At 72.4% G+C, this 21,884-nt stretch carries 20 protein-coding genes and 1 tRNA gene; 14 read left to right on the top strand and 7 right to left on the bottom strand.

Features of this window, described 5'->3' with window-relative positions:
* Window positions 1-7: 7 nt before the first annotated feature.
* From ACF1AL_RS18895 to ACF1AL_RS18875, 5 genes are all read right to left on the bottom strand, one after another.
* Window positions 8-1,066, bottom strand: coding sequence for a 2-oxoacid:ferredoxin oxidoreductase subunit beta (locus ACF1AL_RS18895; RefSeq protein ID WP_366838766.1), 1,059 nt, complete (start codon window positions 1,064-1,066; stop codon window positions 8-10).
* Window positions 1,059-2,987 (bottom strand): 2-oxoacid:acceptor oxidoreductase subunit alpha, encoded by a 1,929-nt coding sequence (locus ACF1AL_RS18890; protein WP_391826563.1) that lies wholly within the window; start codon window positions 2,985-2,987, stop codon window positions 1,059-1,061. The genes ACF1AL_RS18895 and ACF1AL_RS18890 overlap by 8 nt, the downstream gene beginning before the upstream one ends.
* 191 nt (window positions 2,988-3,178) lie before the next feature.
* Complete coding sequence (locus ACF1AL_RS18885; RefSeq protein ID WP_366838768.1) at window positions 3,179-3,850, bottom strand: response regulator transcription factor; 672 nt, start codon at window positions 3,848-3,850, stop codon at window positions 3,179-3,181.
* Between the two features lie 362 nt (window positions 3,851-4,212).
* On the bottom strand, window positions 4,213-5,556 hold the full coding sequence (locus ACF1AL_RS18880; RefSeq protein ID WP_391826561.1) for a sensor histidine kinase: 1,344 nt from the start codon (window positions 5,554-5,556) through the stop codon (window positions 4,213-4,215).
* Between the two features lie 306 nt (window positions 5,557-5,862).
* Window positions 5,863-7,062 carry a sensor domain-containing protein gene (locus tag ACF1AL_RS18875; protein WP_366838770.1) on the bottom strand — a complete coding sequence of 400 codons (1,200 nt, stop codon included), beginning with the start codon at window positions 7,060-7,062 and terminating at the stop codon, window positions 5,863-5,865.
* 222 nt (window positions 7,063-7,284) lie between these two features.
* Between ACF1AL_RS18875 and ACF1AL_RS18870 the strand changes: the two genes are divergently transcribed.
* From ACF1AL_RS18870 to ACF1AL_RS18815, 12 genes are all read left to right on the top strand, one after another.
* A complete protein-coding gene (locus tag ACF1AL_RS18870) occupies window positions 7,285-7,680 on the top strand; it encodes an NADH-quinone oxidoreductase subunit A (RefSeq protein ID WP_384204543.1) in 396 nt (131 codons plus the stop codon).
* Complete coding sequence (locus ACF1AL_RS18865) at window positions 7,671-8,315, top strand: NADH-quinone oxidoreductase subunit B (RefSeq protein WP_391660082.1); 645 nt, start codon at window positions 7,671-7,673, stop codon at window positions 8,313-8,315. Before ACF1AL_RS18870 ends, ACF1AL_RS18865 begins: the two co-directional genes overlap by 10 nt.
* Window positions 8,312-10,030 (top strand): NADH-quinone oxidoreductase subunit C, encoded by a 1,719-nt coding sequence (locus tag ACF1AL_RS18860; protein WP_391826559.1) that lies wholly within the window; start codon window positions 8,312-8,314, stop codon window positions 10,028-10,030. The genes ACF1AL_RS18865 and ACF1AL_RS18860 overlap by 4 nt, the downstream gene beginning before the upstream one ends.
* Window positions 10,027-10,995 carry a complex I subunit 1 family protein gene (locus ACF1AL_RS18855; RefSeq protein ID WP_366838774.1) on the top strand — a complete coding sequence of 323 codons (969 nt, stop codon included), beginning with the start codon at window positions 10,027-10,029 and terminating at the stop codon, window positions 10,993-10,995. The genes ACF1AL_RS18860 and ACF1AL_RS18855 overlap by 4 nt, the downstream gene beginning before the upstream one ends.
* 2 nt (window positions 10,996-10,997) lie before the next feature.
* Window positions 10,998-11,543, top strand: coding sequence for an NADH-quinone oxidoreductase subunit I (locus ACF1AL_RS18850; RefSeq protein ID WP_366838775.1), 546 nt, complete (start codon window positions 10,998-11,000; stop codon window positions 11,541-11,543).
* Window positions 11,543-12,175, top strand: coding sequence for an NADH-quinone oxidoreductase subunit J (locus ACF1AL_RS18845; RefSeq protein ID WP_391704171.1), 633 nt, complete (start codon window positions 11,543-11,545; stop codon window positions 12,173-12,175). Before ACF1AL_RS18850 ends, ACF1AL_RS18845 begins: the two co-directional genes overlap by 1 nt.
* Window positions 12,175-12,561, top strand: a complete 387-nt coding sequence (gene nuoK / locus ACF1AL_RS18840) for an NADH-quinone oxidoreductase subunit NuoK (RefSeq protein WP_391826557.1) — start codon at window positions 12,175-12,177, stop codon at window positions 12,559-12,561. Before ACF1AL_RS18845 ends, nuoK begins: the two co-directional genes overlap by 1 nt.
* Complete coding sequence (locus ACF1AL_RS18835; RefSeq protein ID WP_391826555.1) at window positions 12,558-14,552, top strand: NADH-quinone oxidoreductase subunit L; 1,995 nt, start codon at window positions 12,558-12,560, stop codon at window positions 14,550-14,552. Before nuoK ends, ACF1AL_RS18835 begins: the two co-directional genes overlap by 4 nt.
* Before the next feature lie 6 nt (window positions 14,553-14,558).
* Complete coding sequence (locus tag ACF1AL_RS18830) at window positions 14,559-16,133, top strand: NuoM family protein (protein ID WP_391781051.1); 1,575 nt, start codon at window positions 14,559-14,561, stop codon at window positions 16,131-16,133.
* Window positions 16,130-17,665 (top strand): NADH-quinone oxidoreductase subunit N, encoded by a 1,536-nt coding sequence (locus tag ACF1AL_RS18825; protein WP_391826553.1) that lies wholly within the window; start codon window positions 16,130-16,132, stop codon window positions 17,663-17,665. The genes ACF1AL_RS18830 and ACF1AL_RS18825 overlap by 4 nt, the downstream gene beginning before the upstream one ends.
* A gap of 228 nt (window positions 17,666-17,893) precedes the next feature.
* Window positions 17,894-18,757, top strand: coding sequence for a zinc metalloprotease HtpX (htpX, locus tag ACF1AL_RS18820; RefSeq protein ID WP_384204560.1), 864 nt, complete (start codon window positions 17,894-17,896; stop codon window positions 18,755-18,757).
* Window positions 18,754-19,149 carry a YccF domain-containing protein gene (locus tag ACF1AL_RS18815; RefSeq protein WP_366838781.1) on the top strand — a complete coding sequence of 132 codons (396 nt, stop codon included), beginning with the start codon at window positions 18,754-18,756 and terminating at the stop codon, window positions 19,147-19,149. Before htpX ends, ACF1AL_RS18815 begins: the two co-directional genes overlap by 4 nt.
* Window positions 19,150-19,197: 48 nt before the next feature.
* Here ACF1AL_RS18815 and ACF1AL_RS18810 read toward each other — a convergent pair whose 3' ends face one another.
* The gene (locus tag ACF1AL_RS18810) at window positions 19,198-20,454 is read right to left on the bottom strand and encodes an APC family permease (RefSeq protein WP_391826551.1); all 1,257 of its coding nucleotides are present in this window, start codon (window positions 20,452-20,454) and stop codon (window positions 19,198-19,200) included.
* 154 nt (window positions 20,455-20,608) lie between these two features.
* Between ACF1AL_RS18810 and ACF1AL_RS18805 the strand changes: the two genes are divergently transcribed.
* A complete protein-coding gene (locus tag ACF1AL_RS18805; RefSeq protein ID WP_366838783.1) occupies window positions 20,609-20,875 on the top strand; it encodes a GlsB/YeaQ/YmgE family stress response membrane protein in 267 nt (88 codons plus the stop codon).
* Between the two features lie 106 nt (window positions 20,876-20,981).
* Here ACF1AL_RS18805 and ACF1AL_RS18800 read toward each other — a convergent pair whose 3' ends face one another.
* Entirely contained in the window at window positions 20,982-21,470 is a 489-nt protein-coding gene (locus tag ACF1AL_RS18800) for a YajQ family cyclic di-GMP-binding protein (RefSeq protein WP_366838784.1), read from the bottom strand.
* Between the two features lie 255 nt (window positions 21,471-21,725).
* On the opposite strand from ACF1AL_RS18800, the gene ACF1AL_RS18795 reads away from it, so the two are divergent.
* Window positions 21,726-21,807: transfer RNA gene (locus tag ACF1AL_RS18795), tRNA-Tyr, on the top strand.
* The last annotated feature ends 77 nt before the right edge of the window (window positions 21,808-21,884 follow it).

Genomic DNA, 21,884 nt, shown 5'->3' with positions numbered 1-21,884 from the left:
GGCGTCGTCAGCCGACGACCGTCCACGTGTCGCCGCCGGCGAGGAGCGCGGCGAGGTCGCCCTTGCCCCGCTGCTCCACGGCGCTGTCGAGCTGGTCGGCCATGAGCGTGTCGTACACCGGCCGCTCGACCGAGCGGAACACACCGATCGGGGTGTGGTGCAGGGTGTCCGGGTCGGCGAGCCGGGACAGCGCGAACGCCGTGGTCGGGGAGTCCGCGTGGGCGTCGTGGACGAGGACGTCCGCCTCGTTCTCCGCCGTCACGTCCACCACCCGCAGGTCACCGGTCCGCGCGTCGCGCACGACACCGCGGGCGTTGTCCGTGCCGAAGCGGATCGGCTGCCCGTGCTCCAGGCGGATCAGGGCCTCCGCGGCCTGCTGCTGGTCCTTCAGCGCGTCGAAGGCGCCGTCGTTGAAGATGTTGCAGTTCTGGTAGATCTCGATCAGCGCGGTGCCCGGGTGGGCGGCCGCCTGCCGCAGCACCTCGGTGAGGTGCTTGCGGTCGGAGTCGATGGTGCGGGCGACGAAGGAGGCCTCCGCGCCGAGCGCCAGGGACACCGGGTTGAACGGCGCGTCCAGCGAGCCCATCGGCGTCGACTTGGTGATCTTGCCGAGCTCGGAGGTCGGGCTGTACTGCCCCTTGGTCAGGCCGTAGATCCGGTTGTTGAACAGCAGGATCTTGAGGTTGACGTTGCGGCGCAGGGCGTGGATCAGGTGGTTGCCGCCGATGGACAGCGCGTCGCCGTCACCGGTGACGACCCACACCGACAGATCGCGGCGCGAGGTCGCGAGGCCCGTGGCGATCGCCGGGGCGCGGCCGTGGATGGAGTGCATCCCGTAGGTGTTCATGTAGTACGGGAAGCGGGAGGAGCAGCCGATCCCGGAGACGAACACGATGTTCTCGCGGGCCAGCCCCAGCTCGGGCATGAAGCCCTGCACCGCGGCGAGGATCGCGTAGTCACCGCAGCCCGGGCACCAGCGCACCTCCTGGTCGGACTTGAAGTCCTTCATCGACTGCTTGCCCTCGGCCTTCGGGACCAGCTGAAGCAGCCCATTGGCGTCAGTCATGGATGGCCTCCTTCAGAGCCGCGGCGAGCTTCTCCGCCTTGAACGGCATGCCGTTGACCTGGGTGTGGGAGCGGGCGTCGACGAGGTACTTCGCCCGGACGAGGGTGGCGAGCTGGCCGAGGTTCATCTCCGGGATCACGACCTTGTCGTACGCCCTGAGGACCTCGCCGAGGTTGTGCGGGAACGGGTTGAGGTGACGCAGGTGCGCCTGCGCGATGCTCTCCCCGGCTCTGCGCAGCCGCCGCACCGCCGCGGTGATCGGGCCGTACGTCGAACCCCAGCCCAGCACCAGGGTGCGGGCCTGCTGCGGGTCGTCGACCTCCACGTCCGGGACGTCGATGCCGTCGACCTTGGCCTGCCGGGTGCGGACCATGAAGTCGTGGTTGGCCGGGTCGTAGGAGATGTTGCCCGTGCCGTCCTGCTTCTCGATGCCGCCGATGCGGTGCTCCAGGCCCGGCGTGCCCGGGATCGCCCACGGGCGGGCGAGGGTGGCCTCGTCCCGCTTGTAGGGCCAGAACACCTCGGTGCCGTCCTCCAGGGTGTGGTTCGGGCCCTGCGCGAACCGCACCCGCAGGTCCGGCAGCTCGTCCACCTCGGGGATGCGCCAGGGCTCCGAGCCGTTGGCCAGGTAGCCGTCGGACAGCAGGAACACGGGGGTGCGGTAGGTGAGCGCGATGCGCGCCGCCTCCAGGGCCGCGTCGAAGCAGTCCGCGGGCGTCTGCGGGGCGACCACCGGGACCGGGGCCTCGCCGTTGCGGCCGTACATGGCCTGCAGCAGGTCCGCCTGCTCGGTCTTGGTCGGCAGACCGGTGGAGGGGCCGCCGCGCTGGATGTCCACGATCAGCAGCGGCAGCTCCAGGGAGACCGCGAGGCCGATCGTCTCGCTCTTGAGCGCCACGCCCGGACCGGAGGTCGTGGTCACCGCGAGCGACCCGCCGAACGCCGCGCCCAGGGCCGCGCCGATGCCGGCGATCTCGTCCTCGGCCTGGAAGGTGCGCACACCGAAGTTCTTGTGCTTGCTCAGCTCGTGCAGGATGTCCGAGGCCGGCGTGATCGGGTACGAGCCGAGGAACAGCGGCAGGTCGGCCTGGCGGGACGCGGTGACCAGGCCGTACGCCAGCGCCAGGTTGCCGGAGATGTTGCGGTACACGCCGGGCGGGAACGCCTTCGCCGCCGGGGCGACCTCGTAGGAGACCGCGAAGTCCTCGGTGGTCTCGCCGAAGTTCCAGCCCGCCCGGTAGGCGGTGATGTTCGCCTCCGCGAGCTGCGGCCTCTTCGCGAACTTCGACCGCAGGAACTTCTCCGTGCCCTCGGTCGGCCGGTGGTACATCCACGACAGCAGGCCCAGCGCGAACATGTTCTTGCTGCGCTCGGCCTCCTTGCGGGTGAGGTCGAAGTCCTTCAGCGCCTGCACGGTCAGCGTCGTCAGCGGCACCGGATGCAGGCTGTAGCCGTCCAGCGAGCCGTCTTCCAGCGGGTTGGACTCGTAGCCGACCTTCTGCATCGCCCGCTTGGTGAACTCGTCCGTGTTGACGATGATCTCCGCGCCGCGCGGCATGTCGCCGATGTTGGCCTTCAGCGCGGCCGGGTTCATCGCCACCAGGACGTTCGGTGCGTCACCCGGGGTCAGGATGTCGTGGTCGGCGAAGTGCAGCTGGAAGCTGGAGACACCCGGGAGCGTGCCGGCGGGGGCCCGGATCTCGGCGGGGAAGTTGGGCAGGGTGGACAGGTCGTTGCCGAACGACGCCGTCTCCGAGGTGAAACGATCACCGGTGAGCTGCATGCCGTCCCCGGAGTCCCCCGCGAACCGGATGATCACCCGGTCGAGACGGCGGACGTCCTTTCCCCCGGCCGGTGTGCGCTGCTCTCCTACGACGGTGGTGTCGGCCTGCTCCGCTGGGCTGCTGACCTGACTGGTCACTGAACTGGACCTCCCTCGAGGCGGCTGTCGGCGAGCGGCCCTCCCGCGGGCCCTCCCAAAATCAACCCTACGTCCGTAAGGGTCGCCTTCCCTTGACCTTTCGCATGGTGGCCGTCCGCCGTACGGCTGCCGCGGCCCGCGCTCGTCGGCGTTCGGGTTCCCCGGGCGGCGGCAGTGTCCCGGCGTGGCGCTCAGGAGTTCAGATACGTCAGCACGGCGAGCACCCGGCGGTGGTCGCCCTCGCTGGGGGACAGACCCAGCTTGAGGAAGATGTTGCTGACGTGCTTCTCGACGGCGCCGTCGCTGACGACGAGCTGCTTGGCGATGGCCGAATTCGTACGGCCCTCCGCCATCAGCCCGAGGACCTCCCGCTCCCGCGGCGTCAGCCCCGCGAGCACGTCCTGCTTGCGCGAACGGCCGAGCAGCTGCGCCACGACCTCGGGGTCGAGCGCCGTGCCGCCCTCCGCGACCCGCACCACCGCGTCCACGAACTCCCGCACCTCGGCCACGCGGTCCTTGAGCAGATAGCCCACGCCGCGGCTGGAACCGGCCAGCAGCTCGGTGGCGTACCGCTCCTCCACGTACTGCGACAGCACCAGCACCCCGAGCCCCGGATGCGCCTTGCGCAGCTGCACGGCGGCCCGCACCCCCTCGTCGGTGTGCGTGGGCGGCATCCGTACGTCCGCCACGACGACGTCCGGCAGCGCGCCCTCCGCGTCCAGCTCGGTGATCGTCTTCACCAGCGCGTCGGCGTCTCCCACGCCGGCCACGACGTCGTGCCCGCGGTCGGTGAGCAGCCGGGTCAGGCCCTCCCGCAGCAACACCGAGTCCTCCGCGATGACCACCCGCACCCTGACCTCCACGTCCCTCGTCCCCCCACCCTGCGCGACAACAGGTCCAGCATTCCACCAAAGGGACGGAGGGACGGTCGCACCGTGACGGAGAGATCGACGGCACACCACATTCCGGCCGGTGCCTCCGGCGGTGGGCGTCGGCAATCACGGGGCGGTGCGTGGGGTGGGGTGAGCGGTGAGGTGGGTGAGCCGTGGGGGTGGGGCCCGGGCGCGCGATGGGTGCCGGGACGCATCGCCGGACGGCCCCTGCGGCCCCCACGCTGCCGCAGGCCGGTGGCCGGGCGCGGTGGGCTCGGCCCGGCCGTCGGAATGGGCGCCGTGGGCTCGGCCCCGGTCGTCGGAAGGGGTGCCGTGGGGGTGGACGCGGGCGTTCAGTTCAGGGTGTCGCGCCAGGGGAGTTCCGCTGTGATGCGGGTCGGGCCGCCTGCCGGGGAGTCGACGGCGAGGATGCCGTCGACCGCCGACAGGCGTTCGGTCAGGCCCCTCAGGCCCGTGCCGGCGCCGGGTGCCGCGCCGCCGACGCCGTCGTCCATGACCTGCAGCATCAGCCGGTCGTCCGCGCGCCACACGTCCACCGTCGCCGACCTCGCCCCGCTGTGCTTGCTGATGTTCTGCAGCAGCTCGGAGACCGTGAAGTACGCGATGCCCTCGATGGCCGGCGCCGGCCGCGACGGCAGGTCCACCTCGACCCGGACCGGCACCGGGCACCGCGACGCCACCGCGGACAGCGCCGCGTCCAGCCCGCGGTCGGTCAGCACCGCCGGATGGATCCCGCGCGCCAGGTCCCGCAGCTCCTGCAGCGCCGTCTTCACCTCGCCGTGCGCCTCGTCCACCATCCGCGCCGCCGCCCGCGGGTCCTCCCGCAGCTTCTCCTTGGCCAGCCCCAGGTCCATCGCCAGGTTCACCAGCCGGGCCTGCGCCCCGTCGTGCAGATCCCGCTCGATGCGCCGCAGGTCCGCGGCCGCCGTGTCCACGACCACCCCGCGGTCCGACTCCAGCTCCACCACCCGCGCGCCCAGCCGCGACGGCCCGAGCAGCCCGGCGACCATCAACCGGTCCACCGCCGTCAGCGCCCGCACGATCCACGGCGCCGCCATCGTGAACACCGCCCCCACCAGCACCGTCACGGTGATCTCGAAGGGGTTGTCGAGGTAGATCCGGTGGTGCTCGTCGCCGTACAGCTGCAGGCCGCCCTGCCCCGCGTACATCGGGAAGACCCAGAACCACAGCGGATACGTCAGCATCGCCCAGCCGTACGCCCAGAACGCCACCGCGACCGCGAACGAGAACACCGCCCAGGGGAACTGCAGCAGCGCGTACAGCACGTGCCGCCAGGACGAGCCGCTCTTGAGGACGGCGCCGATCCAGCCCATCAGGCTCCGCTTGCGGACCCGCAGCGGCTCCGGGTCGGCCACGTCCAGGCCGAGCAGACCGCGCGCCCGCGCCCGCTCCAGCGCGCCGAAGCCGCGGCAGCCGGCCAGCGCCGCCGCCAGCACGGGGATGCCGAGGAAGGTGACCAGCAGGCCCGCCCCGAGCGAGATCATCGTCACCGCGAACACGAACAGCGTGATCCCGATCGGCAGCCCCAGCAGCACATAGCCGAACTCGCGCCAGCTGCGTGCCTCGAACGGCGCCCGCAGCACCGCCGGCATCCGGTGCCTGCGCGGCTGGTCGCCGTATCCGGGACGGTAGCCCTCTCCGTACTCCATGGCCATCGGTGTCGTCCGTTTCTGCTCGCCCGCCCTCCGGCGGTACGCCTGGCGTGGGTACGCCTGATGTCGTACGTCCAGCCTGCTGCGCCGCAGGTCGCGGGACCATGGAGGCCGTCGGCGTCTCGCGCGGGGGGTTTTCCCCACCCCACGCCGGTGGACGCCCGCCCGCCCGGACCGAACACCCCCGGTGGACGCCCTCGCCCCGGGCCGTACGCGCCCTGTGGACGCCCACCGCCGCGGGCCCAAACGCCGGAGGGCGCCCCGCGGCGTCCCGTCCTCGCGCCGCCGGCGCCCACCGGCGTCCGGCCGTCACGCCCGGTGCGCGTCCTCCGCCCGGTCCCGCCACGGCAGCTCCGCCGTGACCGTCGTCGGACCCCCGGGCGGCGAGTCGACGACGAACAGGCCGTCCACCGCGTCCAGCCGCTCCGCGAGCCCCCGCATCCCGCTCCCGGCGTCCGGCGACGCCCCGCCCCGGCCGTCGTCCCACACCTGGATCAGCAACCGGTCGTCGGAGCGCCACACATCCACCGTCGCCGACCTCGCCCCGCTGTGCTTGCTGATGTTCTGCAGCAGCTCGGAGACCGTGAAGTACGCGATGCCCTCGATCGCCGCGGCCGGCCGCGAGGCCAGCTCGGCGGTCACCTTCACCGGCACCGTGCACCGCGAGGCCACCGCGGACAGCGCCGCGTCCAGCCCCCGGTCGGTCAGCACCGCCGGATGGATGCCGCGCGCCAGGTCCCGCAGCTCCTGCAGCGCCAGCTTCACCTCGCCGTGCGCCTCCTCGACCATCGCGGCCACATGCTCGTCGGCCTGCCCCTCCAGCAGCTTCTCCTTGGCCAGGCCGAGCCCCATCGCCAGGTTCACCAGCCGGGCCTGCGCCCCGTCGTGCAGGTCCCGCTCGATGCGCCGCAGGTCCGCGGCCGCCGTGTCCACGACCACCCCGCGGTCCGACTCCAGCTCCGCGATACGGCGCTCCAGCTCGTCCGACGGCGAGAGCAGCCCGCGCACCAGCGCCCGGTCCACGTTGGTCATCCCGCGCGCCAGGAACGGCAGCACCGGCCACAGCACGAACAGCGAGGTCAGCGTCACCGTGAAGGTGAGGATGCCCCACGGCAGCCGCACCAGGTCGTACAGCGCCGTCCGCCAGGCCACCGAGTCCTTCAGGATCATCCACATGCGGCCGAACACCCCGTCCGCCCGGTGCAGCGGCAGCCGGCTCGGCTCCTCCACCCGCAGCCCCAGCAGCGCCCTCGCCCGCACGCGCTCGAACCGGCCCATCAGCCGCGCGCCCATCAGGGAGAGCGCCAGCAGCGGGAAGCCGATCACCGTGATCGTCAGCGCGCCGCTCACGACCAGCGCGATCATGACGTACAGGAAGCCGACGAGCGCGAGCGGGAAGTTCAGCAGGAGATGCGAGATCTCCTTCCAGGTGTGCGCGTCGTAGGCGATGCGGACCGGTGGCGGACGGTCCTCGTCGGCCGGCCGGTGGCCGGGATGGGTTGCGGTCATACGGGTCAGCCTGCCGCGCGTCGCCCGGCCGCGCCATGAGGTCGCCCGGCCTCGGTCCGGTGGGGAAAACCCCACCCTCCCCTCGGGTGCCGTGTCTCAAGGCGTGACGGGCTGCTTACCGCCTCTTTATCAGGGCCTAGACTCCCGTGCGTACAGATCGTCGGACAAGGCGGCGATCGTCGAGAGCCGAGAAACGCGAAGCCAGGGAGCGAGGAGACGGACGTGCGGGATTCGACCGTCGTCGTCGCGGCGGACTACTTCCACTCCTATTCGGTCGTGGGACTGCTCGCCGTCGTCGGCGTGCTCTTCGTCGCCGTCGCCTTCGGGGCCGGACGGCTGCTGCGGCCCGTCGTGCCCACGCCGGAGAAACTCCTGACGTACGAGTGCGGCGTGGACCCCGTCGGCGAGGGCTGGGCGCACACCCAGGTCCGCTACTACGTCTACGCGTTCCTGTACGTCATCTTCGCCGTCGACTCGATCTTCCTCTTCCCCTGGGCGACGGTCTTCGCCGCGCCCGGCTACGGCGCGGCCACCCTGGTGGAGATGTTCATCTTCCTCGGCTTCCTCGCCGTGGGCCTGCTGTACGCGTACAAGAAGGGCGTCCTGGCATGGACGTGAACCCGTCGGTCCCCACAGACGCGGAAGCCGTCGCTCCGGAGCCGGTCCTGCTCCCCGAGCCGAAGCGGCTGGGCGCGCTCGCCCGGCTGGCCCCCGAGCCGATGAAGGTGGTCCTGAACTGGGGCCGCCGCTACTCGCTGTGGGTCTTCAACTTCGGCCTGGCCTGCTGCGCGATCGAGTTCATTGCCGCGTCGATGTCCCGCCACGACTTCATCCGCCTCGGCGTCATCCCGTTCGCACCGGGCCCCCGCCAGGCCGATCTGATGGTCGTCTCCGGCACGGTCACCGACAAGATGGCCCCGGCCGTCAAGCGCCTCTACGAGCAGATGCCCGAGCCGAAGTACGTCATCTCCTTCGGCGCCTGCTCCAACTGCGGCGGCCCCTACTGGGACTCCTACTCCGTCACCAAGGGCGTCGACCAGATCATCCCCGTCGACGTGTACGTCCCCGGCTGCCCGCCCCGGCCCGAGGCGCTGCTCCAGGGCATCCTCAAGCTCCAGGAGAAGATCGCCCGCGAGTCCCTCGGCGAGCGCTACGGCCACGGCGCCCCCCGCCCCTCGGCGGCCGCGCTGCAGAGCGGCCTGGTCCCGCCGCCCGCCGCGCCGGCCACGCCCGGTACGGGGGAGGACCGATGACCGGCTGGCTGCCCGCGGACGCCGCGGACCTCTTCGGTACGGAGGCGACGGCCGAGGAGTCCTACGACGTCCTCACCGTCGACGTCCCGCCGGAGTCCTGGCTCGCCGCCCTGCGCACCGCCCGCGACCGGCTGGGCTGCACCTACTTCGACTGGCTGAGCGCCGTCGACGAACCCGGCGTCGGCTTCCGCGTCGCCGCGCACGTGGCCGCGCTCGGCCCGGTGCGCCGCCTGCTGGTGCGCACGACCGTCCCGCACGAGGCCCCGGCGCTGCCGTCGGCGGTCGACGTCTACGCCGGTGCCGCCTGGCACGAGCGCGAGACCCACGAGATGTTCGGCGTCGCCTTCGAGGGCCATCCGGCGCTCGACCACCTGCTGCTCCCGGAGAACTTCGAGGGCCACCCGCTGCGCAAGGACTTCGTCCTGGCCGCCCGGGTCGCCAAGGCCTGGCCCGGCGCGAAGGAACCGGGGGAGTCGGACCACGGCGGCCCCAAGCGCCGCCAGATGCTCCCGCCGGGCGTCCCCGACCCCAACGAGTGGGGCCCCCTCAAGGGCCAGCTCCCGCCCGCCCCGGCCCGCCCGGCGCGCGGTGCCGGCCGTGCCGCGGGCGAACGCCCCGCCCGCGCCGCCGGCGACCGTCCGGTCCGGCGCACCCGTACGGCGGCGGAGGGCTCCGCCAGCCAGACGCCGGAGACCGCGGCGGCGACCGGTACGCCCGAGGCCGCCGCGACCGGCACGCCGGGAGCCGGTGCGACCGGTGCGACTGGTGCGACTGGTGCGACCGGTGCGCCCGGTACGCCGGAAGCCGGTGTGACCGGTACGCCGGGAGCCGGCGCGGGAGCACCCGCCCGGCCGCGCCGGATGCGCAGCGCGAGCGAGGGCTCGGCGAGCCAGGCCGCGGCCCGGTCGACGGACGGGGCGGCGGACGGGGCGGCGGACGGGGGCCAGGGCACGAAGGCGGACGCGGACGCTGCCGCGGGTGCCGCCCCGGAGGCCGGCAACGGTACCGACGCGGGTGTCGGCACCGGCGCCGACGCCGCCACGCGCAAGGAGGCCGCGGCCGAGGGCGACGCCTCCCGGGCGGCGGCGGAAGGCCCGGCCGGCGAGGCCTCGGTCGCGCACGAGCCCGGCCCGGCGCCGGCCCGTCCGCGCCGGGCGCGCAGCGCGTCGCAGGGCTCTGCCTCCCAGCGCGCCGAGGCCGGGCAGCCCGAGCCGGCGGAGCCGGACGGCCCCGCCCGGCCCGCCCGCCGCGGCCCGGCCCCCCGTAGCTCCGACGCCCCGTGGCACCACGCCCGCCCGGCCTTCGAGCAGCCCGAAGGGGAAGCGGGGCCGCAACAGGAGCGGAAACCGGAGCCGAAGCCGACGGACGAGCCGAAACCGGCGCTGAAGCCGACGGACGAGCCGACCCAGAAGCCGGCCTCGCAGCCGGCGGACGAGTCGATCCAGGAACCGGCCTCGCAGCCGACGGACGAGTCGAGCCAGAAACCGGCCTCGCAGCCGTCGGACGAGCCGAGCCCGGCGCCGCAGCCGACCCCCGAGCGGAAACCGGAGCGGAAGCCGGTGGACAAGCCCACCGAGCGCGAAGATACCGCCGAGGCCCCGGCCGCCCCGGACGGTCCCGCCGCCCCGGACGGCCCCGCCACGCCGACGCGCGCCGACGCCCCCCAGACCCCCGACACCGACGAACCCCACGACCCCGCAGGAGGCCCGCAGTGAACGACGCGCTCGACGTCGCCCTGCGACTCGTGGTCGTCTTCGTCGTCTTCCTCACCTTCCCGCTGATCGTGGGCCAGACCGAGCACAAGGTCATGGCCCACATGCAGGGCCGCCTCGGTCCGATGTACGCCGGCGGCTTCCACGGCTGGGCGCAGCTGATCGCCGACGGCGTGAAGTTCGCGCAGAAGGAGGACGTCGTCCCCGCGGGCGCCGACCGCCGTATCTTCCAGCTCGCGCCGGCCGTCGCCCTGCTGCCGTATCTGCTGGTGCTGCTCGCCATCCCGATCGGCCCGGGCGAGGGCGCGGTCGGTCAGGTCCTGGACGCCGGTGTCTTCTTCGTCCTCGCGGTGATGGGCGTCGGCGTGCTCGGCTCCCTCATGGCCGGCTGGGCCAGCGCCAACAAGTTCTCCCTCCTCGGCGGCCTGCGCACCGCCGCCCAGCTGCTCGCCTACGAACTGCCGATGCTGCTCGCCGCCGCCTCGGTGGCGATGGCGGCCGGCACGGTGTCGCTGCCCGGCATCCTCGACGCGTTCGAGTGGTGGTGGCTGCCGTGGCAGATCGTCGGCGCGATCGTCTTCTTCGTAGCCGGGCTGGCGGAGCTCCAGCGGCCCCCCTTCGACATGCCGGTCGCCGACTCGGAGATCATCTTCGGCGCGTACACCGAGTACACGGGCCTGCGCTTCGCGCTGTTCCTGCTCGCCGAGTACGCCGGGATCATCGTCCTGTGCGGTCTGACCACCGTCCTCTTCCTGGGCGGCTGGCACGGCCCGTGGGGTGCCGACGGCCTCGGCTGGGTGTGGACCCTGCTGAAGACCGCGATCCTCGCCTTCCTCGTGATCTGGCTGCGCGTCACCTACCCCCGTCTGCGCGAGGACCAGCTCCAGAAACTGTCCTGGACCCTCCTCGTCCCGCTCTCCCTCGCCCAGATCGCCCTCACCGGCATCGTCAAGGTGGTGATCAGCTAGCCATGGCTCCCTTCCCCGGATCCGGTCTGGCCAAGGGCCTGGCCGTCACCCTGCGCACGATGACGAGGAAGCACGGCACCGCGCAGTACCCGGACGCCCAGCCCGAACTGCCGCCCCGCACCCGCGGTGTGATCGGCCTGTTCGAGGAGAACTGCACGGTCTGCATGCTGTGCGCCCGCGAGTGCCCCGACTGGTGCATCTACATCGACTCCCACAAGGAGACGATCCCCGCGGCCACCCCCGGCGGCCGCGAGCGCAGCCGCAACGTCCTCGACCGGTTCGCGATCGACTTCTCGCTGTGCATGTACTGCGGTATCTGCATCGAGGTGTGTCCTTTCGACGCGCTGTTCTGGTCCCCGGAGTTCGAGTACGCCGAGACCGACATCCGTGACCTCACCCACGAGCGCGACAAGCTGCGCGAGTGGATGTGGACCGTGCCGGCCCCGCCCGCCCTCGACCCGGGCGCCGAGGAGCCGAAGGAGCTGGCGGCCGCCCGCAAGACCGCCGAGAAGCTGGCCGCCGCCCGGCAGACCGAGGAGGAGTCGTGATGCTCGCCGCCGAGGCGGCCGCCGCCTCCCACGGTTTTCTGTCCCCGACCGGTGTGGAGATCGCCTTCGTCCTGGTGGGCCTCGCGACCTTCGGCGCGGCGCTCGTCACCGTCAGCACCCGGCAGCTGGTGCACGCCGCGCTGTGGCTGGTCGTCACCCTCGGCGGTCTCGCCGTCGAGTACCTGCTGCTGACGGCCGAGTTCATCGCCTGGGTGCAGGTCCTGATCTACGTCGGTTCCGTTGTCGTTCTCCTGCTGTTCGGGCTGATGCTCACCAAGGCGCCCATCGGCCGCTCCCCGGACGCCGACTCCGGCAACCGCTGGGCCGCCCTGACCGTGGCGGTCGCCGCCGCGGGAGCCCTGGTCTGGGTCGTGGTCGACGCCTTCCGCACCACCTGGATCGACCTGGACGGCCCCGCCGCCGGGTCCACCGCGGTCACCGGCGCGAGCCTGTTCCAGAACTGGGTCCTGCCCTTCGAAGCCCTCTCCGTCCTCCTCCTCGCCGCGCTGGTGGGCGCGATCGTCCTGTCCCGCAAGGCGAAGGCCGAAGCGGAGGCGAAGACGGAGGCGAAGGCCGGCACCCCGGCCGCGGTCACCCGGGACTCCTCCGGCGACAAGGAAGGCACCCGCTGATGCACCTCGCCTACCCCGCCGTGCTGTCCGCCCTGCTCTTCTGCACCGGCCTGTACGGCGTCCTCGCCCGCCGCAACGCGATCCTGGTGCTGATGTCGGTCGAGCTGATGCTCAACGCCGTCAACCTCAACCTGGTCGCCTTCGACGTGTGGCTGAGCAAGGCCGCCGAGGAGACCCTGCACTCCGGGCAGGCCCTGACCCTGTTCACCATCGCCATCGCCGCCGCCGAGATCGGCATCGGCCTGGCGATCGTCCTGGCCGTCCACCGCAACCGCGGCACCTCCGACATCGACCGGCTCCGCGACACCGCCGAGGGCCCCGAGCCCGACGGCACCCGCGGCGACGCCCTCACGGCCGAGACCGAGAAGGCTGAGGCCACCGCGTGACCACGACCACTCTCGCCGTCCTCGTCCCCCTCCTGCCGTTCCTGGGCGCCACCGCCGGCCTGCTGCTCGGCCGCACCGCCCCCGGGTTCGTGCGCCCGCTGGCGATCCTGCCGGCCCTCGCCGCCCTGGCGCTGGCCGTCACCGTCGCCGCGGACCAGGGCGGCGGCGCCGCGATCGACGCCTCCACCGAGCTCACCCCGACCGGCTCGGTGCCGATCGAGCTCTCGCTGCACATCGACGGCTTCGCCGCGCTCGTCGCCGTCCTCGTCGGCGTCGTCGCGACCTGCGTGCAGATCTACTCCACCGGCTACCTGCGCGACGACCCGCGCTACCCGTCGTACGCCGCTCTCGTCTCGCTGTTCACCTCCGCGATGCTGCTGGTCGTCTACTCCGGCGACCTGATCGTGCTGCTGGTCGGCTGGGAAGTCATGGGCATCTGCTCCTACTTCCTGGTCGGCCACTACTGGGAGACCCCGGAGGCGCGGGCCGCCTCGATCAAGGCCTTCCTGGTCACCAAGCTCGGCGACGTCCCCTTCCTGATCGGCCTGTTCGTCCTCGCCGGCGACACCGGCTCCTTCGAGATCACCAAGATCCTCGGCGCCGTCGCGCACGGCGGCCTGGACCACCCGACGCTGATCGCGCTGCTGCTCCTGGCCGGCGTGGCGGGCAAGTCGGCGCAGTTCCCGCTGCACACCTGGCTCCCCGACGCGATGGCGGGCCCCACGCCCGTCTCCGCGCTGATCCACGCCGCGACCATGGTCGCCGCCGGTGTCTACTTCATCGCCCGTCTCCTGCCGGTCTTCGAGGCCTCCCAGGCCGCGATGGTCGTGCTCGCCGTCATGGCCGCCGTGACGATGGCCGGCTCCGGCCTCGCCGCGCTCGCCCAGGACGACATCAAGCGCGTCCTCGCCTACTCGACGATCGGCCAGCTCGGCTACATGACCGGCGCCCTCGCCGTCGGCGACCGCAGTGCCGCCGTGTTCCACCTCCTGTCCCACGGCGCCTTCAAGGCGCTGCTGTTCCTCGCCGCCGGCGCGGTCATCCACGCCGCCGGCACCAACTCGCTGGCCGCGATGTCCCGCATGGGGCACCTGCGCGACCGCGTGCCCGACGCCTACTGGACGATGACCGTGGCGCTCCTCGCGCTCGCCGCGATCCCGCCGTTCAGCGGCTTCTTCTCCAAGGAGACGGTCCTCGGCTCCGCCGAGCACGTCGCCACCGGCCACACCGACCGGGTCCCCGGCGCCTGCGGCTGGATCGTCCTCGTCGCCGGCCTGGTCACCGCCCTGCTCACCGCGGCGTACGCCACGCGGCTGTGGCTGCTGGCCTTCCGCGGCCACGGCACCGAGGCCCCCGACCACGGCCGTCAGCCGCTGACCATGACCGTCGTGCTGTGGGTGCTCGCCGTGCCCTCCCTGGCGCTCGGCGGGCTCGCCTACCGGCTGCTGCCCGACTGGTTCGACGGCCGCTCCCTCGCGCCGGAGCTGACGACCTCCGTCGTCGGCACCGGTGTGGCCCTGATCGGCGTCATCGTCACCTACGCCGCCTGGCGCCACACCACCGCGCGCGCCGCCCGCTTCCCGCTCGGCGCGGTCGCCGCCCACCCGGAGGGCGACGCCGGGCTCGTCGAGGCCGAAGCCATCGCCACCCACCGGCCGGCCTACGGCGACGTCGCCTACGCCCCCGACCCGGCCGACCCCGGACGCCTGCTGCTCGGCCCGCTGCACCGGCACGCGGCCGTCGGCTTCCACCTCGACGCGGTCTACTCGGCGCTGTTCGTCCGCCCGGTGCAGGCCGGCGCGAGCCTCGTCAGGTTCCTCGACCGCGAGGTCGTCGACACCTACGTCCGCGGGGCGGCCGCCCTACCGCGCTGGCTCGGGGCCGCCGTGCGGCGCGCCCAGACCGGCAATGTGCAGACCTATGTGAGCGCGCTGCTCGCCGGCACCGTCGTCCTCGCGGTCGCCGCCGTCCTCGTCGCCACGGGAGCGTGAGCAGGCGTGATCGATATCAACGAGTCCGTGATGCAGTTCCTTCTGGCATTCGTCGTCGTCGGCCCGCTCATCGGGGCCGTCGCCGCTCTCCTGCCGGCCCCGCCCGGGCTGAAGGGGAAGTCCCCCGAGCAGGCCGTGCTCCGCCACGGTGTCACCGTGACCGGCGTGATCCTCATCGCCGCGATCGTCCTCGCGCTCGGCTTCGACCACGACCACCCGTCGAGGATGCAGGCCACGACGGACATCAGCTGGATCCCCGCACTCGACGTGCGCATCCACCTCGGCATCGACGGCATCTCCCTCCCCCTGCTGGTCCTGACCGCGCTGCTGACCTTCCTCAGCGCCCTCTACAGCTACTTCAAGATGCCCACGGGCCCGTCCCCGAAGGCCTTCGTCGCGCTGCTGCTCGTCCTGGAGTCCGGCACCCTCGCCACCTTCGCCGTCCTCGACCTGATCCTCTTCTTCCTCGCCTTCGAGACGGTCCTGATCCCGATGTACTTCCTCATCGCCCGCTGGGGCGGCGAGGGCCGGGCCGCGGCGGCGTGGAAGTTCATCCTGTACACGCTGCTCGGCTCGGTGGTCATGCTGCTCGGCCTGCTCCTCGTGGGCCTGAGGGCGGGCACGTTCGACATGGTGGCACTCGCCACTGACAACGGCCGGTCGCTGTCCACGTCCGTGCAGGTCATCGCCGTACTGGCGATCGGGATCGGGCTCGCGGTCAAGACCCCGATGTGGCCGCTGCACAGCTGGCTGCCCGACGCCCACACCGCCGCGCCGACGGTCGGCTCGGTCCTGCTGGCCGGCGTCCTGCTGAAGATGGGTACCTACGGTTTTGTCCGTATCCTGCTGCCGGTCGCGCCGGACGGCATGCGGACCTTCGCGCCCTACCTCGCCGCCTTCGCCGTCGTCGGGATCGTCTACGGATCCCTCGCCTGCCTGGCCCTGGCCAAGCGGGGCGCGAAGGGCGACCTCAAGCGGCTGATCGCCTACTCCTCGGTCGGCCACATGGGCTTCGTCCTCCTCGGCATCGCCAGCATGTCCGCGACCGGCGTCAACGGCGCCCTGTTCGCGAACATCGCCCACGGCCTCATCACCGGCCTGCTCTTCTTCCTGGTCGGCGCGCTGAAGGACCGCACCGGCACCACCGACCTGGACACCCTGGCCGAGGAGACGGGGGCGGCCCTGTACGGCAGGGCCCCGCGCCTCGGCGGCCTGCTGGCCTTCGGCGCCGTCGCCTCCCTCGGCCTGCCCGGCCTCGCCGGATTCTGGGGCGAGATGCTCGCGCTGTTCGGCGCGTTCCAGCCCGCCGCCGGCCTCAGCCGCCCCGCCTTCCTCACCTTCATGGCGATCGGCGCGTTCGGTACCCTGCTCACGGCCGCCTACATGCTGGTCGTGGTCCGCCGCGTCTGCATGGGCGCCACGGACCAGCGGACACCGCGGCTCGCCGACGTCCGCAGCTACGAGTTCGCGGCCTGGACCCCGCTCGTCGTCCTCACCGTCGTCGCAGGCCTGTGGCCCAAGGCCCTGCTCGGCCTGACCGACCCGGCCGTGCAGCAGCTCCTCGCAGGAGGCACCCGATGAGCTTCCCGGCCCAGCCGCTCGCCCAGCCCCTGGCCGAGTCCCTCGTCCAGTCCGTCGACTGGCTCGCGATCGCCCCGCCCACCCTGACGGCCGTCGTCGGCCTGGTCGTCCTCGTCGCCGACCTGTTCGTGCCGGACGCGAGGAAGGCCGTCCTCGGCTGGGTCTCCATCGCCGGACTCGCCGCCTCCGCGCTTCTGCTGCTGCCGCTCCTGGACGGCGACCGCTCCACCTTCTGCCTGACCACCCGGCAGGAGGTGTGCAGCTACACCGCGGACCGCTTCACCCTCGTCATCCAGCTGCTCGTCCTCGGCGGCGCCCTGCTGGCGGCCCTGCTGTCGGTGACCGCCCTGAAGGACGCCCGCAAGGACATGCCCGAGGGCGAGTACTGGTTCCTGCTGCTGTCCTCCGCCGCCGGCGCCGCCCTGCTGCCCGCCTCCCGCGATCTCGCCACCCTGATCGTCGCCCTGGAGGTCGCCTCCCTGCCCGCGTTCGCCCTGGTGGGCCTGCGCCACGGCGACAAGCGGTCCTCCGAGGCGGCGCTGAAGTTCTTCCTGTCGTCGGTGACGGCCACCGCCGTCAGCCTCATGGGCGTCAGCTTCCTGTACGCCACGACCGGCACCCTCTACCTCACCCGGATCGCCGGCCGCATCCAGCACGTCGACGGCCAGTTGCAGACCCTCGCCCAGACCGGCGTGGTCCTCACCCTCATCGGCTTCGCCTTCAAGACCGCGGCCGTGCCCTTCCACTTCTGGGTCCCCGACACCTACGTCGGCGCGCCCCTGCCGATCGCCGCTTATCTGTCCGTCGTCGGCAAGGCCGTGGGCTTCTCCGGTCTCATCCTGGTCACCGTCGTCGCCCTCCCGTCGTACGCCGACGCCTGGGGGCCCGCACTCGCCGTCCTGGCCGCGCTCACCATGACCGTCGGCAACGTCGGCGCCCTGCGCCAGCAGGCCACGCGCGCGTACAGCGCCGTGCGGCTGCTCGCCTGGTCCTCCGTCGGCCAGGCCGGCTACCTGCTGGTGCCGATCGCCGCGGCCGCCTACTCCGACGACCCCGGCCACGCGATCGGCTCCACGGTCGCCTACGCCCTGATGTACGGCGCGGTGAACCTCGGCGCCTTCGCGGTGGCCGCGCTGGTGGGCCGTACGCGCGCGTCGAACCGCCTCGCGGACTACCGGGGCCTGTACGCCACCAACCCGCTCACCGCGCTCCTGCTGGCGTTCTTCCTGCTGTGCCTGGCCGGCCTGCCGCCGGGCATCATCGGCCTGTTCGCCAAGGTCACCGTCTTCTCCGCGGCCGTCGACGCCGGCCTCGGCTGGCTGGCCGTGATCATGGCCGCCAACGTGGTGATCGCGCTGTTCTACTACCTGCAGTGGACGGCCCTGCTGTTCCGCGCACCCGAGGGCGAACCCGCCCGGCACCGGCTGCCCGCCCCGCTCACCGCCGCGCTCGCCCTCACCGCGGTCGTCGGCGTCGCGCTCTCCGGCGCCCCCCAGCTGGTGCTGCGCTTCGCGGACACCACCCTCTTCTGACGGCCGGTCGCGCAGGACCGACGGCCCATCCCGCACGACCGCGTGACGACGCGGGGGTCCCTCACCCGAGTGGCGCAGGGCGCCCCCGCGGGCGCCGGGGAACTGGCGGCCCCCGCCTGGCGTTGATCCGAGCGGGAGGGTCCACTGGATCGTGACACCACGGCACCGGTGGCACCGCAGATCAGCAAGGCAAAGGGTTCCCCTGCCGCACCACTTGGAGGGCGTACCGTGCACCGCCGGCACAACGGGCTCAGGACGGCAGTACTTCTCGGAGGCCTGTCCGCCCTCATCATCGTCATCGGCAGCTTCTTCGGCCGTACGGGCCTGATCGTGGCCGTCGTGGTCGCCCTGGGCACCAACGCGTACGCGTACTGGAACAGCGACAAGCTCGCCCTGCGCGCGATGCGGGCCCGCCCGGTCAGCGAGTTCGAGGCGCCCGCGCTGTACCGCATGGTCCGTGACCTGTCCACGCAGGCCCGCCAGCCCATGCCCCGGCTGTACATCTCCCCGACGGAGGCGCCCAACGCCTTCGCGACCGGCCGCAATCCCCGCAACGCCGCCGTGTGCTGCACGGAGGGCATCCTGCGCCTCCTCGACGAGCGGGAGCTGCGCGGCGTCATCGGCCACGAGCTCAGCCATGTCTACAACCGCGACATCCTGATCTCGTCGGTGGCCGGCGCCCTCGCCTCGGTGATCATGTTCCTGGTGAACTTCGCCTGGCTCATCCCGATCGGCCGCTCGGACGACGACGACGGCCCCGGCCTGCTCGGCATGCTGCTGATCATGCTGCTCGGCCCGATCGCCGCCAGCCTCATCCAGCTCGCCATCAGCCGCTCCCGGGAGTACGAGGCCGACGCCTCGGGCGCGAGCCTCACCGGCGACCCGCTTGCCCTCGCGTCAGCACTGCGCAAGCTGGAAGCAGGGACAAAACAACTGCCGCTGCCGCCCGAGCCGCGCATCGAGACGGCGAGTCACATGATGATCGCGAATCCTTTCCGCCCGGGGCAGGGGCTGTCGAAGATGTTCTCCACGCATCCGCCGATGGCGGAGCGCATCGCCCGGCTAGAGAAGATGGCAGGTCGACCGCTGTGAAAACCATCCTGAACGTCATCTGGCTCGTGCTGAGCGGGTTCTGGCTGTTCCTCGCCTACCTCGTGGCCGGCGTGCTGCTGTGCATCACGATCATCGGCGTGCCGTTCGGCATCGCGGCCTTCCGTATCGGCGTCTACGCGCTGTGGCCCTTCGGGTACACGACCGTCGAACGCCACGACGCGGGGGCACCCTCCTGCGTCGGCAACGTCCTGTGGCTGGTCCTCGCCGGCTGGTGGCTGGCGCTCGGTCACATCGCCACGGGCCTCGCCCTGTGCATCACGATCATCGGCATCCCGTTCGGCATCGCCAACTTCAAACTGATCCCGGTGTCCCTGTTCCCGCTGGGCCGCGAGATCGTCCGCACGGACCAGCCGTTCACCGCCGCCGTCTGAGCCGCCGACGGCGCGTGACGCGCAGGACGGGGCGCAAGGGCGGGTGACCTACGTACGGCGCCCCCACCGCCGTACGGCATACGCAGCCGCGCCCACCGCCAGCACCCCCGCGCCGATCGCGACGGACAGGCCCGGCAGGGCGAACGCCAGGGCCGCGCAGCCGGCGAGGCCCACGGCGGGCACCACGCGCGTGTGCCACGCCGGCGACAGCGTCCACGCGGAGGCGTTGGCGACGCCGTAGTACGCGAGGACGCCGAACGACGAGAAGCCGATCGCGCCGCGCACGTCCACCGTGGCCGCCAGGACCGCGACCACCGCGCCCACGGCCAGCTCCGCGCGGTGCGGCACCCGGAAGCGCGGGTGGACGGTGGCCAGCGCACGCGGCAGATGACCGTCCCGCGCCATGGCCAGCGTCGTACGCGAGACGCCCAGGATCAGCGCGAGCAGCGAGCCCAGCGCCGCCACGGCCGCGCCCGCCCGCACCACCGGCACGAGCCCCGGCACCCCCGCCGCCCGCACCGCGTCGGCCAGCGGCGCGCCCGCCGCGCCGAGCCCGCCGGCGCCCAGGACGGCCAGCACGGCCACCGCCACGCACGCGTACACCCCCAGCGCGATGCCCAGCGCCAGCGGGATCGCCCGCGGGATCGTGCGCGCCGGATCGCGCACCTCCTCGCCCAGCGTGGCGATCCGGGCGTACCCGGCGAAGGCGAAGAACAGCAGGCCCGCCGCCTGCAGCACGCCCCCCGCGCCGCCGGAGGCACCGACGTCCAGCCGTCCGGCGTCCGCGGCCCCCGACCCCAGGCACACCACGACCACACACGCCAGCACCGCCAGCACGACCGCCACGATCACCCGGGTCAGCCAGGCCGACTTCTGGACGCCGCCGTAGTTCACCGCGGTCAGCGCCACCACGGCGCCGACCGCCACGGCGTGCGCCTGCTGCGGCCACAGATAGGCGCCCACGGTCAGCGCCATCGCCGCGCAGGACGCCGTCTTGCCGACCACGAACGACCAGCCCGCGAGATACCCCCAGAACGCGCCGAGCCGCTCCCTGCCGTACACGTACGTGCCGCCGGAGGCCGGATAGCGGGCCGCGAGCCGCGCCGAGGACATGGCGTTGCAGTAGGCCACCAGGGCGGCGAGGGCGAGGCCCGGCAGCAGACCGGACCCGGCGGCGCGGGCGGCGGGCCCGAGGGCGGCGAAGATCCCGGCTCCGACCATCGAGCCGAGTCCGACGACCACGGCGTCCCCGACGCCGAGGGTGCGCCGCAGCTCGGCGCCGGCGGCTGCTTGGGACTGTGTCATGGAGCGCACCCTACTGAGCGCCGCAACCATCGGCCGTCCGTGTGACGTCCTGTTCACCAACGACGTACGAACACGCGCGCGTCGGCCGCTGACGGGGATGAACACCACAGCACTCGGACAGCGCGGACACAGCGCGGAAGGGCAGGTTCACGGCATGGGAATCATCAGCTGGATCATCCTCGGCCTGCTGGCCGGGGCCATCGCCAAGTTCCTGCTGCCGGGCCGCGACCCGGGCGGGTTCATCGGCACGACCCTGATCGGCATCGCGGGCGCCTTCATCGGCGGCTGGATCTCGGCCCGCTGGCTGGATCACCCGATCAGCAAGGACTTCTACGACGGCGCCACGTGGGCCGCCGCGATCGGCGGCTCCCTGGTCCTGCTGATCGCCTATCGCATCCTGTTCGGCAACTCGCGCGACTGACGCCCGCGGGCAACGCGAAGGGTGGGCACCCCGGCAGCGGGGGCCCACCCTTTTCGCGTCGCGGTACGCGTGCGTGTGTGCGCGTGTATGCCTGTCGGCGACCGGACTACCGGTAGTTCACGAACTGCAGCGCGAAGTCGAAGTCCTTGCCCTTCAGCAGCGCGATGACGGCCTGCAGGTCGTCACGGCTCTTGGAGCTGACCCGCAGCTCGTCGCCCTGCACCTGGGCCTTCACGCCCTTGGGGCCCTCGTCGCGGATGATCTTCGCCACCTTCTTGGCGTTCTCCTGGGAGATGCCCTCCTGGATCGACGCGAAGATCTTGTACTCCTTGCCGGACAGCTGCGGCTCGCCCGCGTCCAGGGCCTTCAGCGAGATGCCGCGCTTGATCAGCTTGGACTGGAAGACGTCGAGGACGGCCTTCACCCGCTCCTCGGAGTTCGCCTCCATGAGGATCTTCTCACCGGACCACGAGATCGAGGCGCCCACGCCCTTGAAGTCGTAGCGCTGCGAGATCTCCTTGGCGGCCTGGTTGAGGGCGTTGTCGACCTCCTGCCGCTCGACCTTCGAGACGATGTCGAAACTGGAGTCGGCCATGTCCTGTGGCTCCTTGTATCGAGGTAATTCGGGATGTGGGGGGTCATCGGGGGGTGCGTAACGGGTGCGCGCCGGCGTCCGTGGGGCCGCCGCCGAGCCCGGCGTACGTCCCGGGCCGCATCCCGACCAGCCTAGTCACCCCGCCCACCGGCGGGCGGCGAACAACCGGGTGGCGAAGCACCCCTGTGCATCGGGTATTGTTTACGTCGTTGCCGGGGAGCCCCGCCGAAAGGCGGATCGACGGCAGCACCACCCGGCGGTGTGCCCGAGCGGCCAAAGGGAGCAGACTGTAAATCTGCCGGCTCAGCCTTCCCAGGTTCGAATCCTGGCGCCGCCACGCTGAGGGAAACCCCCTCCGACCTGCTGAAAAGCGGGACGGAGGGGGTTTCTTCGTTCCGGGGAGGGGACGCGCGG

The organism is Streptomyces sp. NPDC014801, assembly GCF_043082085.1.
Taxonomy (GTDB): Bacteria; Actinomycetota; Actinomycetes; order Streptomycetales; family Streptomycetaceae; genus Streptomyces.
Note: the sequence above shows the minus strand (reverse complement) of the source record. Positions and strands in the feature narration are given on the sequence as shown.